The 14,186-nt window shown below is 69.6% G+C and carries 13 protein-coding genes; 5 read left to right on the top strand and 8 right to left on the bottom strand.

All coding sequences use genetic code 11. The features are described from left to right. Together ABZ342_RS47800 and hppD are read right to left on the bottom strand one after the other, a co-directional pair. Positions 1–502, bottom strand: a 502-nt coding sequence (locus tag ABZ342_RS47800; protein WP_360488463.1) for a YbaB/EbfC family nucleoid-associated protein, incomplete at its 3' end; no start/stop codon positions are given. A 163-nt stretch (positions 503–665) separates the two neighbouring features. Beyond that, entirely contained in the window at positions 666–1,865 is a 1,200-nt protein-coding gene (hppD, locus tag ABZ342_RS47805) for a 4-hydroxyphenylpyruvate dioxygenase (RefSeq protein WP_155541000.1), read from the bottom strand. A gap of 122 nt (positions 1,866–1,987) precedes the next feature. On the opposite strand from hppD, the gene ABZ342_RS47810 reads away from it, so the two are divergent. After that, positions 1,988–2,461, top strand: coding sequence for an Lrp/AsnC family transcriptional regulator (locus ABZ342_RS47810; protein ID WP_155541001.1), 474 nt, complete (start codon positions 1,988–1,990; stop codon positions 2,459–2,461). Between the two features lie 3 nt (positions 2,462–2,464). Here ABZ342_RS47810 and ABZ342_RS47815 read toward each other — a convergent pair whose 3' ends face one another. The 3 genes from ABZ342_RS47815 to ABZ342_RS47825 form a co-directional block, all read right to left on the bottom strand. Next, positions 2,465–3,277: an MBL fold metallo-hydrolase gene (locus tag ABZ342_RS47815; protein ID WP_360488467.1), complete on the bottom strand. Its 813-nt coding sequence runs from the start codon at positions 3,275–3,277 to the stop codon at positions 2,465–2,467. Between the two features lie 49 nt (positions 3,278–3,326). After that, positions 3,327–3,830, bottom strand: a complete 504-nt coding sequence (gene greA / locus ABZ342_RS47820) for a transcription elongation factor GreA (RefSeq protein ID WP_155541003.1) — start codon at positions 3,828–3,830, stop codon at positions 3,327–3,329. A 195-nt stretch (positions 3,831–4,025) separates the two neighbouring features. After that, positions 4,026–4,469 (bottom strand): DUF4307 domain-containing protein, encoded by a 444-nt coding sequence (locus tag ABZ342_RS47825; RefSeq protein WP_155541004.1) that lies wholly within the window; start codon positions 4,467–4,469, stop codon positions 4,026–4,028. A gap of 136 nt (positions 4,470–4,605) precedes the next feature. On the opposite strand from ABZ342_RS47825, the gene mca reads away from it, so the two are divergent. Together mca and ABZ342_RS47835 are read left to right on the top strand one after the other, a co-directional pair. Further along, the gene (gene mca / locus ABZ342_RS47830) at positions 4,606–5,517 is read left to right on the top strand and encodes a mycothiol conjugate amidase Mca (RefSeq protein ID WP_360488471.1); all 912 of its coding nucleotides are present in this window, start codon (positions 4,606–4,608) and stop codon (positions 5,515–5,517) included. Beyond that, positions 5,514–5,840: a hypothetical protein gene (locus tag ABZ342_RS47835; protein WP_360488474.1), complete on the top strand. Its 327-nt coding sequence runs from the start codon at positions 5,514–5,516 to the stop codon at positions 5,838–5,840. The genes mca and ABZ342_RS47835 overlap by 4 nt, the downstream gene beginning before the upstream one ends. Here the strand turns inward: ABZ342_RS47835 and ABZ342_RS47840 are convergent, their stop codons facing one another. The 3 genes from ABZ342_RS47840 to ABZ342_RS47850 form a co-directional block, all read right to left on the bottom strand. Then, complete coding sequence (locus ABZ342_RS47840) at positions 5,841–8,330, bottom strand: polynucleotide kinase-phosphatase (protein ID WP_360488477.1); 2,490 nt, start codon at positions 8,328–8,330, stop codon at positions 5,841–5,843. Next, positions 8,327–9,694, bottom strand: coding sequence for a 3' terminal RNA ribose 2'-O-methyltransferase Hen1 (locus ABZ342_RS47845; RefSeq protein WP_360488480.1), 1,368 nt, complete (start codon positions 9,692–9,694; stop codon positions 8,327–8,329). The genes ABZ342_RS47840 and ABZ342_RS47845 overlap by 4 nt, the downstream gene beginning before the upstream one ends. A 149-nt stretch (positions 9,695–9,843) precedes the next feature. Beyond that, positions 9,844–11,475 (bottom strand): hypothetical protein, encoded by a 1,632-nt coding sequence (locus tag ABZ342_RS47850; RefSeq protein ID WP_360488484.1) that lies wholly within the window; start codon positions 11,473–11,475, stop codon positions 9,844–9,846. A 57-nt stretch (positions 11,476–11,532) separates the two neighbouring features. Between ABZ342_RS47850 and ABZ342_RS47855 the strand changes: the two genes are divergently transcribed. Then, positions 11,533–13,500, top strand: coding sequence for a thioredoxin domain-containing protein (locus ABZ342_RS47855; protein ID WP_360488487.1), 1,968 nt, complete (start codon positions 11,533–11,535; stop codon positions 13,498–13,500). A gap of 78 nt (positions 13,501–13,578) precedes the next feature. Next, a complete protein-coding gene (locus tag ABZ342_RS47860) occupies positions 13,579–14,136 on the top strand; it encodes a hypothetical protein (protein WP_155541019.1) in 558 nt (185 codons plus the stop codon). The last annotated feature ends 50 nt before the right edge of the window (positions 14,137–14,186 follow it).

Below are 14,186 nucleotides of genomic sequence, written 5' to 3' on the forward strand. Positions count from 1 at the left end.
GGCGCCGCGGCGGTTGCTGCTGCGGCTGCGGCGGCGCGGGCGGCGGCGGGGTGCGCGGCGGCTGCTCGTCGTTGTCCTCCGGCAGGAACCGGCGGACGCGGTCGGGCTCCGGGAACGCGGGCTCGGGCTCCGGCGGCGGTTCCGGGAAGGTGCTCTGCGCCTCGCGGACGATCTCCGCCGCGGCCTGGTCGCCGGTGCCGGTGGTCTCGGTCATGGCCTGCTGCAGCAGTTCCGGGATGCGCGCCTGCGCGCGCTGCACCAGCTGCATCACCTGCGCCGACACCTCGGCCATCCGCTTGCTCGTGGCGGTCTCGGCGATGACGAGGTTCTTCAGCAGGCCGCGCGAATCGACGGTCACCGTGACGGTGCCGTCCTTCGACCGCTCGGTGACCGACTGGCCCTGCATGCGATCGGCCAGCGCCTGGTACCGGGCGGCGTTCTCCTCGAGCCGCTTGGTCCAGTTGTCGATCATCGCGTCGCTGGCGTCGATGCTGTCCGGCATCCCGGCCCCTTCTCTCTGCTTCTCCACACTGACGGATCCGGGAAGCCATCGGTTCCCCCGAACACGTCAAAGGCCACCATAGGGGACCCACAGGTCCGCCATGGTGGCCTTCGCCGAGATGTGTTAGAGGTTGCCGCGGCGCTGTGCCGATGGCGCCTCGGCGTTAAAGATTGCCTCGGCGCTCCTGCTCACGCTCGATGGCCTCGAACAGCGCCTTGAAGTTGCCCTTGCCGAAGCCCAGCGAACCGTGGCGCTCGATCAGCTCGTAGAAGACGGTCGGGCGGTCGCCGATCGGCTTCGTGAAGATCTGCAGCAGGTAGCCGTCCTCGTCGCGGTCGACCAGGATGCTGTGCTCCTTGAGCGTCTCGATCGACACGCGGACGTTGCCGATCCGGGCGCGCAGCTCGGGGTCGTCGTAGTAGGAGTCCGGGGTGTCGAGGAACTCGACGCCGGCGGCGCGCATCGCCGTCACCGTGGCGATGATGTCGTTGGTGGCCAGCGCGATGTGCTGGCAGCCGGCGCCGCCGTAGAACTCGAGGTACTCGTCGATCTGCGACTTCTTCTTCGCGACGGCGGGCTCGTTCAGCGGGAACTTGACGCGGTGGTTGCCGTTCGAGACGACCTTGCTCATCAGCGCCGAGTACTCGGTCGCGATGTCGTCGCCGACGAACTCCGCCATGTTCACGAAGCCCATGACGCGGTGGTACCAGTCGACCCAGTAGTCCATCTTGCCGAGCTCGACGTTGCCGACGCAGTGGTCGACGGCCTGGAACAGCCGCTTCGGCGCGCCTTCCGGCCGCTTGACCGTGCTCTCGCGCGGCTCGTAGCCGGGCAGGTAGACGCCGGTGTAGCGCGACCGGTCGACCAGCGAGTGGCGGGTTTCGCCGTAGGTCGCGATCGCGGCGACGCGCACGGTGCCGTGCTCGTCGGAGACGTCGTGCGGCTCTTCGAGAACGGTCGCACCCTGCGCGCGGGCGTGCTCGACGCACTTGTCGACGTCGGTGGTCTCCAGCGCCAGGTCGATGACGCCGTCGCCGTGCTTGCGGTGGTGGTCGAGCAGCGGCGAGTCCGGCTTCACGCCGCCGGTGATGACGAACCGGGCCGAGCCGGACTTGAGGACGTAGGACTTGCGCTCGAAGTCGCCGGTCTCGGGGCCCGAGTACGCGACGAGCTGCATCCCGAAGGCGATCTGGTAGTACCAGGCCGTCTGGGTGGCGTTGCCCGCGATGAACACCACCGCGTCCATGGCCTTGACCGGGAACGGGTCGGTCGAGGCGTCGTGGTCGACAAGCCCGACGAGCTGACGCAGCTGGTCATAGCTGACGTCGTCGAGGCCGCTCTGGGGTTCGGCAGTCTGGGTCATACCTCGAAGGATCGACCCTATGAGGCAAGATGTGCAATGGTCTCTGTTTTCGCTGGGCAATATGCTTGGTGGTGGCCGGACATCGGCTGTCAACGTGGACAACTTGTGCAGGAGAGAGAGCAATGTCGGAGAACCTCGACGCATTGGACGCGCGCCTGCTGCTGTTGCTCACCGACTCCCCGCGGCTGGGCGTGCTGGAGAGCGCGCGCCGGCTGGGGGTCGCGCGCGGGACGGTCCAGGCGCGCCTGGACCGCCTGACCGACCGCGGCATCCTCGGCGGCTTCCCGCCGGAGCTCGACCTGGCGGCGATGGGCTACGGCCTGACGGCGTTCGCGTGGCTGGAGATCGCCCAGGGCCGCCGCGCGGAGGTGACGGAAGCGCTTTCGGCGATCGACGAGGTGTGCGAAGTCCACGCGACGACGGGCCAGGGCGACCTGTTCGTGCGGATGGTGGCGCGGGGGAACGACGACCTGCAGCGGGTGATCGACGAGGTGGTGGGGGTCCCGGACGTGCTGCGGACGTCGACGTCGATCGCTTTGTCGACCCCGGTGCCGCCGCGGGTCCGCCCGTTGCTCGAACGGACCGCGCGGGGCTGACGCTCAGCCTTCGTCTGACACCTGGGCCAGGTACCGCTTCGCCGAGCGCTGCACGACCTCGAAGCCGTCGGTCCGCACGATCGCGTCCCACCAGGCGCCGTAGATCGCCTCGAAGCGGTAGCCCGCCAGCAGCTCCGCCGCGCGCCGGACGATGTGCGGGCGCTCCGGGACCAGGTTCGGGTAGCTGTACATGAAGCCCACGTGCGTGCGGTCCGGGATGACCTGCACGATGTCGCCGGACAGCAGCGCGCCCTGGCCGTCTTCGCCGTCCGGCCAGTGCAGGACCGTGCCGCCGGTGAAGTGGACGCCCAGGTTGATCAGGCGCAGGTCGTCGGCGACGTCCAGCGTCGTGCCGGACCACAGCTTCACCGCCGGGTCGGGCCGGCCGATCCACTGCTGGTCGCCTTCGTGCAGGTAGATCGGCACGTCGAACGCGTGCGCCCACTCCACCATCGTCGTGTAGTAGTGCGGGTGGCTGATCGCGATGCCGGTGATGCCGCCCAGGTCGCGGACCTGCTGGACCAGCGCGTCGTCGAGGTAGGCCGCGCAGTCCCACAGGAAGTTGCCGGACCGCGCCTGCACGAGCAACGCGCGTTCGCCGATCGCGAAGCCGGGGTTCGAGCCGACGCCGATGATGCCGCGGCCCTGCTCTTCGACGCGCGGTGTGTACGTGCCGCTCGCGCGCAGGGTTTCGAGGTTCGTCCACTGCTGCCCGGCCGCCGGGACGTACTGGCGTTCGTCCTCGCAGACCGGGCAGTCGTCACGGGCCACGGCGTACTGCATGCCGCAGGCCTGGCAGAGGGGTTCGGTGCTCACGGCGATGTCCTCCCAGAACGTGATTCCTGGGAGGACACGCTAGCCGTTGTTATTTGGCGTCGGTGTACGGAACCGCTTTCACGAGGGTGACCTTCTGGAGCTTGCCGTTGGGCAGCTCGTACTCGCGCGACTCGCCCTCCTTGGCGCCGAGCAGGGCCTTGCCCAGCGGCGACTCCGGGGAGTACACGTCGAGGTCGCCTTCGGCGCCCTCCTCGCGGGTGGCGAGGAGGAACTTCTCGTCCTCGTCGTCGCCCTCGTAGCGGACCGTGAGGACCTTGCCGGGGCCGGCGGTGCCGTCGTTCGCGGGCTTCTCGCCGACCTTGGCCGAGCGCAGCAGCTCCTGCAGGTGCCGGATGCGCGCCTCGGCCTGGCCCTGTTCTTCACGGGCGGCGTGGTAGCCGCCGTTCTCCTTGAGGTCGCCCTCTTCGCGGCTGTCGTTGATGCGCGCGGCGATGACCGGACGATTCTCGATCATTTCGTCGAGCTCGTGCTTGAGCCGGTCGTAGGCATCCTGGGTCAGCCAGGTCACCTTGGTGTCGCTCACGGTCACCATCTCCTCGTCGGGCCTGCCAGGCTTGCGTGTTCAAGCCGGCCCACACGGGCGTAGGTGCCCGCGTGGCTGAGATAAAGGAAAAACACGGCCCGTCGCGGGCCGTGCTGAAGGGTCAGACTATCACGGCGCGACAGGCCGACGCCCGTTATTTCCGCGCGCCGTGGGCGTTGAGCGCGCGGTTCACCCCGTTGGCCGCTATGGGGTTGACAGGTAGTCTGGTATGTCGTACGAGCAGCCGTACACGTCGGCCGTCACCGGTTCCCCGATGCTCTTGATCGTCGTGGTCATCCTGCTGTACTTCGCGCCGGCGGGGATCAGGAGCTCTTTGCGGCCGCTCTCGGCGCCGGTCTTGTCGCGGACGCGCACGATGCAGACGCCCGCCCGGTTGTTGTCGTCCCGCGTCACGTTGATGGTGATTTCCATCGCGTTGCCCGGTTCACCGCGGAAGGCGACGCGCTCGGCGTCGATCGGCGCGGACCCCAGGTTGACGTACGCGACCCACGCGATCACGCCGCTGACCAGCAGGGCGATGGCCAGGAAGAGCCACCGTCGCCAGCGCCGGGGCGCCTTCGGCCGCGTGCTGCCGTACCGGCCTTCGGGCAGCACGGGCGCTGCCGTTTCCGCCGGTCCGCCTGCCAACGCGGGGCCTCCTGCTCGTTCTTGTCGTACCCCTGGGGACAATGGTGGGGCGGGTACGGCTTCGAGTATCCGCCCGCTGGGTGGGCGGCCCGCAGGTGGGTCGCGGAATACGGGTAGAGAAGGAGTCGTTCGCAGCATGGTGGACCAGTTGACGAAGACCGCCGCGCCGCGCCTGCGGATGATGGCCGTGCACGCGCACCCGGACGACGAGTCGAGCAAGGGTGCCGCCACGATGGCGCGCTACGCCGCCGAAGGGCACGAGGTGCTGGTCGTCACGTGCACCGGGGGCGAGGCGGGCAGCATCCTCAACCCGGCCATGGACCGGCCCGAGGTGCTGGCGAACATGCATGAGATCCGCCGTGAGGAGATGGCCCGCGCGGCCAAGATCCTCGGCGTGAGCCAGCGCTGGCTGGGCTTCGTGGACTCCGGCCTGCCGGAGGGCGACCCGCTGCCGCCGGTGCCCGAGGGCTCGTTCGCGGTCGTGCCGCTGGAGGAATCGACCGAGGCGCTGGTCCGCGTGATCCGGGAGTTCCGCCCGCACGTCATCACGACGTACGACGAGAACGGCGGCTACCCGCACCCCGACCACATCCGCACCCACGAGGTGTCGATGGCGGCGTGGGACGCGGCGGGCGACCCGGACCGGTTCCCCGAGGCGGGCGAGCCGTGGCAGCCGCTGAAGCTGTACTACCTGCACGGCTTCTCGAAGGCCCGGATGATGGCCTTCGACGCCGCGCTGAAGGAGGCCGGGCTCGAGTCGCCGTACACCGAGTGGCTCGAGAAGTGGGACCCCGATCGCGCCGATGTGATGGAGCGGGTGACGACCCGCGTCGAGTGCGGTGAATACTTCGAGGTGCGGGACGAGGCGCTCAAGGCGCACGCCACGCAGATCGACCCGAACAGCCGCTGGTTCGCCGTCCCGTTGGAGATCCAGCGCCAGACTTGGCCGACCGAGGAGTACGAGCTGGTCAAGTCGCAGGTCGACAGCACGTTGCCGGAGGACGACCTGTTCGCCGGCATCGGCATCGAGGAGAAGGTGAACACATGAGTCTGACGCTGCCGGCCGGCGTGGCGCTTCCGGTGACCGCGTCGGTTCTGGTGCTGACGCAGCAGCCGGGTGACGGCGACAACGGCGGGCAGGGAGAGGACTTCGGCAAGTCCTCTCCGGTCGGCTTCCTGGTGCTGATCCTGTTCCTCATCGCGGTCGCGTTCCTGGTCCGCTCGATGACGAAGCACCTGAAGCGCGTCCCGGCCAGCTTCGACGACCCGCCGGCCGAAGAGCCGGCGCCGGCCGTCGAGCCGGAAGAGAAGAAGGACGAGGCGGCCGAGAAGCCCGCGAAGGACTCCTCGACCACCAAAGCCGACAGTTAGCTAGAGCCGCGGGTCCACCGGATCGGACTCCAGGGCGAGCACCGCGAACACGCACTCGTGCACCCGCCACAGCGGCTCGCCCCGCGCGACGCGCTCCAGGGCCTCCAGCCCCAGCGCGTACTCGCGCAGCGCAAGCATGCGCTTCCGGTTCAGCCCGCGCTTGCGCAGCCGATCCAGGTTGGCCGGCAGCGTGTAGTCCGGCCCGTAGATGATCCGCAGGTACTCGCGCCCGCGGACCTTCACACCCGGCTGGACCAGGCCGCGCGCGCCCCGGGTCAGGTTCGCCGACGGCTTGACCACCATGCCCTCGCCACCCGCGGCCGTCAGCTCCTCCCACCACGCGACCCCCTGGGCCACCGACGCCGCGTCCAGCAGGTCCACCGAGCGCGTCCGGGTGCGCTGGAAGCGCGGGCCGGCGAGGCCGTCCAGCACCGAGAGGTGCCACGAATGCGGCCGGTCGTGGTAGGTCGCCCCTTCCGAAGCCAGCAGCTGGAACGGCGCCAGCCGCACCCCGTCCAGTCCCGACGTCGGCCAGCAGTACCGCCGGTAGGCGTCCCGATAGGACTCCACTGTGGACGAACGCGTTGCCGTGCGCCGCAACAGGTCCGAGACGTCGATGCCGCGCGCGGACGCCGTCGTCAGCGCGGAGACCGCCGCCGGCAGCACCGCCTGCGCCGCCGCGCCGACCGACGCGTACTGGTCCGCGATCAGCCCGCCCGCCTTCGCGCTCCACGGCAGCAGCTCGGCGTCGAGGAGCAGCCAGTCCGACTCCAGCTCGTCGAACAGCCCGCCGGCCGCCGACCGCACGTCGTCCAGCAGCGTCGCGTTCTGCGCGGCCGAGAAGAACGGCCGCCCGGTCCGCGTGTACACCGCGCCGCCGCCCTCGATGCCGAACCGCCGGGAACCGGCGTCGTTCCGGCACACCAGGACCACGGCCCGCGAGCCCATGTGCTTCTCCTCGCACAGCACCGACTCGACGCCCGCCGCCCGGTACTCGGCGAACGCCTCTTCCGGGTGCTCCAGGTAGTCGTCCCGGGCCGACGTCGAGCACGGCGCCATCGTCGGCGGCAGGTAGGCCAGCCACCGCGGGTCGACCGCGAACCGGCTCATCACCTCCAGCGCCGCCGCCGACTGCTCCGCCGAGACGCCGACGCGGCCGTGGTGCGCGGTCTGCACGATCCGCTTCCCGGTGACGTCGGCCAGCTCCAGGACCGCCGGCTCACGTCCGCCGAGGGGCCGCGAAGCGTCGAGAGGCCGTGACGGCTCGTACCAGACCTGGTGGGCCTTCACCGAGACGACTTCGCGCTCCGGGTAGCGCAGCGCGGTCAGCTTCCCGCCGAACACGGCGCCGGTGTCGAGGCACATCGTGTTGTTGACCCACTCCGGCTCCAGCGTCGGGGTGTGCCCGTACAGGACCATCGCCGACCCGCGGTAGTCGCGCGCCCAGGGCAGCCGCACCGGCAGGCCGTATTCGTCGGTCTCGCCGGTCGTGTCGCCGTAGAGCGCCATGCTGCGGACCCGCCCGGACGCGCGCCCGTGGTAGCGCTCGGGCAGCCCGGCGTGCGCGACGACCAGGTCGCCGCCGTCGAGGACGTAGTGCGCGATCAGCCCGTCGCAGAACTCGTGCGCCGCCCGGCGGAACTCCTCGCTCTCCGCGGCGAGCTGCTCCAGCGACTCCGCGAGCCCGTGCGCGGCGTTGACCTTCCGGCCGTGCAGCGCGCGCACCAGCTTCTGCTCGTGGTTGCCGCACACGACCAGCGCGCTCCCGGCCGCGGCCATCCCCATCACGCGCCGCAGTACGCCCGGGGTGTCCGGGCCGCGGTCGACGAGGTCGCCGACGAACACCGCCGTCCGCCCGGCCGGGTGGACGCCGTCGACGTACCCCAGCTCGGCCAGCAGTTCCTCGAGCTCGGCCGCGCAGCCGTGGACGTCGCCGATCACGTCGAACGGCCCGGTCAGGTCGCGCTTGTCGTTGCGCAGCGGCTCGACGGCGATCTCCGCCTCGGCCACCTCGGCCTCGGACCGCAGCACGTGCACCCGCCGGAATCCTTCGCGCTCCAGCGACTTCAGCGACCGCTGCAGCTCGCCGCGCTGGCGCCGGACGACGTGGTCGCCGAAGTCGCGCTCGGGGCGCGAAGCGTTGCGCTCGACGCAGACGCCGAGCGGCAGGTCGAGCACGATCGCCGTGGGCAGCACGTCGTGCTCCTTCGCGAGCTTCACCAGGCTCGCCCGCGAAGCGCGCTGGACGTTCGTCGCGTCGATGACGGTCATCCGCCCGGCCGCGAGCCGCTTCGCCGCGACGTAGTGCAGCGCGTCGAACGCTTCGGCCGACGCCGACTGGTCGTTTTCGTCGTCGGCGACGAGCCCGCGGAAGAAGTCGCTGGAGAGCACCTGCGTCGGCGCGAAGTGCGTGCGCGCGAACGTCGACTTCCCGGAGCCGGAAGCGCCGACGAGCACGACGAGCGACATGTCGGGAACGGTCAGCTTCACGCGGCCACCTCCTTTTGGGTGGTGAAGACCGCCAGTTGGGTCGGCGGTCCTGCTGCCTGGTCCTCCGGTCCGATCGGCAAGTACCGGACGTCGTAGCCGCGCCGGGTCGCGACGCCGTCCGCCCAGGCGCGGAACTCGGCTCGCGTCCATTCGAACCGGTGGTCGGCGTGCCGGAAATGCCCCATCGGCAGGAACTCGAACAGCCGGTTGTACTCCGCGTTGGGCGTCGTGACGAGCACCGTACGCGGCGCCGCGACCCCGAACACCGCGTGTTCCAGGGCCGGGAGCCGCTCCTCGTCGACGTGTTCGACCACCTCCATGAGCACGGCGGCGTCGTACCCGGCCAGTGCCGGGTCGGCGTAGGTGAGCGCGGACTGCCGGAGCGTGACGCGCGAGCTGTCCTTGAGCCGCTTCTCGGCGATGTCCAGTGCGTGCGCGGAGACGTCGACGCCGACGATCTCGGTGAACGACCGGTCCTTCTCGAGGACGCGCAGCAGCGCGCCGCTCCCGCAGCCGAGGTCGAGCACGCGCCGCGCGCCGGCGGCCCGCAACGCGGCGAGCACGCTGCCGTGGCGCTGCGACGCGAGGCTCTCCGGCTTGTCCGGCAGCTCGGTGACGACCGCCTCGGCGTCCGCGGGGACGTCGTCGGATTCGGCCAGCCGCGAAAGCGCGTAGGTCACCACCGGCCGGCGCCGCTCGAGGTACCGGTTCGTGATGAGCGTCCGCTCGGGGTGCGCGGCGAGCCAGCCGTCGCCGGCGCGCAGCAGCTTGTCGGCCTCGTCCTGGCCGACCCAGTAGTGCTTGTCGCCGTCGAGCGCGGGCAGCAGGACGTAGAGGTGGCGCAGCGCGTCGGCGACCCGGTGGGTGCCGGTGAGCGTCAAGTCGACGTACCGGCTCTCGCCCCACTCCGGGAACCGCGGGTCGAGCGGGATCGGCGCGGTCGTCACGCGCCAGCCGAGCGGTTCGAACAGCTTGCGCACGACTTCGGCGCCGCCCCGCGCGGACAGCGACGGCACGCGGATCTCCAGTCCGAAGGGCTCGTCGACGAGTTCCGGGCGCGTGGCGCAGCGGCCCGCCAGCGCCGTCGTGAACGCCGCCCGCAGCGCGACCGCGAGGTACGAGCCACCGGCGTACGGCCGGTCGTTGACGTACTGCGTCAACGAAGTCCCGCCCCCGCGCACCAGCGCGACCGGGTCGATTTCGACGAACAACGCGACGGTGCAACGATTCGGCGACGCCTCCGGGTAGAAGACGTGCGCGGTCCCGGCCGACAGCGCGACCGACTGGGCTTTCTCCGGGTGCTTGTGCAGGAGAAAACCCAAGTCGGTGGCGGGGTTCCGGGTCGTCGTGATCGTCAGCAACACCTGCCCAGTGTGGCCGAGAACCCTCCTCGGCGCGTCCGGTTTTTCCGGGTGCCACCCTGGGGGCGTCCCTTCGCCTCGAGCACGCGGCGAAGGGATGCATCAAGGAAGTTGGTGGTCGCACCGGCGCCTCGCCGAGCCGGGTGGGCTCGTCACGAGGACCTTCTCACGCGGGGTAGCCAATCCACGTCTTTCAGGTGGAGTGAGTCCATGTGGATCCGGTGTCGATCCAGTTCGATGGTCGTCTTCTGCACGGTGTAGTGGCTGCCGGCCTGAGGCCAGTCCGGCTTTTCGAGCAGGCCAAGCACGTCGGTCAGAGTGTCGACTTCACCCAGACTCGCCAGGTACTGCATGGAGATTGCCGTCATTTCGGGTTCCGGCAGCGGTCGCGCGGTCAACTGCCGCGGAGTTCCGACGCACCATGTCCACTCGACATCCCGGAACGCAGGCCATCCTCGCGGCAGTTGTACTTCCGATTCGCCCTCTCTGAGAAGCTTGCGAACGTGACCCAACTGCCTTGCCGCGGCGGTGATGTTGCCTTCGATCTTGAGTGTCTCAGGGAGGGTCACGGCGTCGATGGGCCATTTGATCTCGAAGACCGCGCCGCGCATGGTCGTGGCGTCCAGCGCGACTACATCCAGATCGCCGACGACCTTGCCAGTGGCGTCTCGCACCTTGAGTCGCTCGGCTACCTGAGTTCCGCTGACTGCGCTGAACCATTTTGCCCACACGTTCGCTTGATTCCCCTGGCGCTGGCCGATCGGGCCGTACGTGCCCGGGTTGTAGGCCGCCGTTCGCAGCATCAGCGAATCGAACGCGCGCGGGAAGAGGAGGAGAGGTAGGAAGGTGACGATCTCGCCGTTCGGCACGAGGAGCGATCTGCGGACCGAGCGGCCCAGTCCTGCGGTCAGGCGGTCGAGGGCCACGTCGATTGCCGGCTTGGTCGAGTTGCTGCAGAGCTCTTTCATCCAGTCGATAATCGCGCTCCGGTGAGCATGTACGAGTGTTACTCCAGGTGCTCGAACCCTGGCATGTGCGAGTTCCCCGAGTTGGGCTATTGCCATCAGTACGCTGAGAACCTCGGTCATGGACCTGACTGTGAGACCGTCCCCCAGATCGAAATCATCCGCCAGGTGCCCCTCTGACGTAGAGGCTTGCCACTCCTTGATCGAGGTCAAAGCCCGGTCAGTGGCTCTCCGCATGAGCGCGATCGGTGGTTCGAACTTGTTGAGCTGCTTTCGGTCTTGCTTTGCTGCCCATTCCAATTCTGCCGGCGACGGTTCGGGAGTTTCGTGTGTGCTCGATCTCCGTTCCAAGTAAAGATCCGCCACTTCGGGTGCCATGTTCCACTGGTAGTGGACTCTGAAGTCATTGCCGGTTTTTCTGATCCTGTAGGCGCCTGTTCGGATTGCGACTTCGAGCGGTGTTATTCTCGTGAATTTCAAAGCCAGGTCCAATGCGTTGAAAACATCCTGATCGACGACTTCCCTGTCTCCTGATGGGTGGGCGTAGTGCCATTCCAGTACGAGATCGATGAGTGTCTCCCAGGGGAAGTCGATGACTTCCAAGCCGCGTCGGAACGACTCGGCGCGTGGACGTAGGGCTACCTCCAGCAGCGCATGAACCCTGGTGGAATTTGTGGACCAAATGGCGAGGTCGTCGACATGCCTCTGATAGCTGGCAATGATTTCCAGAAGCTCTGCCTCGGGTGTCATGTCGCTCCGAATCGGGTAGCCGGGGTCGCGGGCGCCAAAGATACGCGAAAAAGCCGACGAGGCGGTCATGTTCTGCCTATTCGGTCGGCGCGCGGGATGTGAGCGCGATGTGCGACGCTGGGCGGCATGAACCGTCTCGCCAGCGCGACCAGCCCGTACCTGCTCCAGCACGCGGAGAACCCGGTCGAGTGGTGGCAGTGGGGGGCCGACGCGCTCGCCGAGGCGCGACGGCGGAACGTGCCCATCCTGCTTTCCGTGGGCTACGCGGCGTGCCACTGGTGTCACGTCATGGCGCACGAGTCGTTCGAAGACCCCGAGACGGCCGCGGTGATGAACGAGCACTTCGTCAACATCAAGGTCGACCGCGAGGAGCGGCCGGACATCGACGCCGTGTACATGGCCGCCACGCAGGCGATGACCGGGCAGGGCGGCTGGCCGATGACGTGCTTCCTGACCCCGGACGGCGAGCCGTTCCACTGCGGCACCTACTACCCGCCGTCGCCGCGGCCGGGGATGCCGTCGTTCCGGCAGCTGCTCGCCGCGGTCGCCGAGGCCTGGCGGGAGCGGCCGGACGAGCTGCTGGACGGGGCCAAGCAGATCGTCGCGCACATCGCCGAGCAGACGGGCCCGCTGCAGGAGTCCGTGGTGGACGAGGCCGTGCTCGCGGCCGCGGTCGAGAAGCTGCGGCAGGAGGCGGACCCCGTCAACGGCGGGTTCGGCCGCGCGCCCAAGTTCCCGCCGTCGATGGTGCTGGAGTTCCTGCTGCGGCACCACGAGCGGACGGGCTCCGCCGACGCACTGTCCCTTGTGGAGTCGACGGCCGAAGCGATGGCCCGTGGCGGTCTGTACGACCAGCTCGCCGGCGGCTTCGCGCGGTACTCCGTGGACGCGTCGTGGATCGTGCCCCACTTCGAGAAGATGCTGTATGACAACGCGTTGCTCCTGCGGTTCTACGCTCACCTGTGGCGGCGCACCGGCTCGGCGACGGCGTCGCGCGTCACTTCCGGGACCGCGGAGTTCCTTTTCGGATACTTGCGGACGGCCGAAGGCGGCTTCGCGTCCTCGCTGGACGCGGACACCGACGGCGTCGAAGGCCTGACGTACGTCTGGACGCCGGCGCAGCTGCGTGAGGTGCTCGGCGACGACTCCGCGGCCGCGTTGTTCGGCGTCACCGAGGAGGGGACCTTCGAGGAGGGCGCGTCGACGTTGCGGCTGTTCGGGGACCTGCCGGAACCGGTCCGGGTCAAGTTGCTGGAGGCGCGGGCGAAGCGGCCGCAGCCGGGCCGTGACGACAAGGTGATCGCGTCCTGGAACGGCCTGGCGATTACGGCGCTGGCCGAGGCCGGGGTCGCGTTCGATCGTCCACAGTGGATCGAGTGGGCGGTCTCCGCGGCCGAGTTGCTGCTGCGCGTCCACGTCGTCGACGGCCGGTTGCGCCGCAGCTCGCGCGACGGCGTCGTCGGGGAGTCGGCCGGGGTGCTGGAGGACTACGCCTGCGTCGCCGACGGGTTCCTGGCCCTGCACCAGGCGACCGGCTCGGCGAAGTGGCTGACCGAAGCGACCCGGCTGCTCGACCTGGCGTTGACGCACTTCGCGTCCCCGGACGTCCCGGGCGCGTACTTCGACACCGCGGACGACGCCGAGGCGCTGGTCCAGCGTCCGGCCGACCCGGGTGACAACGCGAGCCCGGCCGGGGCGTCCGCGCTGGCCGGGGCGTTGCTGACGGCGTCGGCGCTGGCCGGGCACGACTCCGCGACGCGCTATCGCGATGCGGCCGAGCAGGCGTTGCGACGGGTCGGGGTGCTGGCCGGCCGGGTGCCGCGGTTCGCCGGGCACTGGCTGTCGGTCGCGGAGGCGCTGCAGGCCGGCCCGGTGCAGGTCGCGGTGGTCGGCGCGGATCCGGCGTTGCGCCTGGCCGCGGCGCGGGGCGTGCACGGCGGCGGCATCGTGCTGGCCGGCGAGCCGGACGCGCCGGGCGTCCCGCTGCTGGCGGACCGTCCGCTGGTCGACGGTGCCGCGGCGGCCTACGTCTGCCGCGGGTACGTCTGCGACCGGCCGGTGACCACCGCCGAGGAGCTGACGGCTCAGCTCTGAGTGAACGACCTGCTCTTCCACCTGTGTTCGGCGTAGCGTGAGTAGCGTTGTAATCATGTAATCGTGGAGGTGGCGGAGATGGGACGAGGCTGGAAGGGCAGCAGCGGCTGGCAGCAGGCGGAGGTGCCGTCGGCGAGCGACGCGGCAGCGTGGTTCGGCGGGCGCCTGCCCGACGGCTGGTTCACCGGAGCGCCGCGGATCACGGTCGACCGCGAAGAGATCATCGTGGTGGGCGAGCTGCCGGCGTTGACGGAGGAGTACGCGGACGACGCCGCGCGCGCGGCGGCCGAGGAAGGCCGCATCAGCCGCCACCGCGAGGAGACGCGCGACGAGCGCATTGAGATCGCACGCCAGGCCGAGCACCGCTACCAGCGCAAGGTGGCGTGGGGCGCGAAGCTGGGCGGAACGACGGCCCTGTTCACGACGCATTCGGCCCCGGTGATGACCCGGCTGCGCCAGCCGGAGAGGTTGGTCCTGGACACCCTGGTGGACGCGGGAGTGGCCCGGTCGAGGTCGGACGCGCTGGCGTGGGCGGTCCGGCTGGTCGGCGAGCACGCGGACAGCTGGCTGGGCGAGCTGCGGGAAGCGATGAGCAAGGTCGACGACCTGCGTTCGAAGGGCCCGGACCTGGCCTGACCAAGACCGGTCGTGAGTGGGAAACAGGGTTGGAACACGGTTTCCCACTC

Source organism: Amycolatopsis sp. NPDC005961 (assembly GCF_040629235.1).
In the GTDB taxonomy this organism is placed as follows: domain Bacteria; phylum Actinomycetota; class Actinomycetes; order Mycobacteriales; family Pseudonocardiaceae; genus Amycolatopsis; species Amycolatopsis camponoti.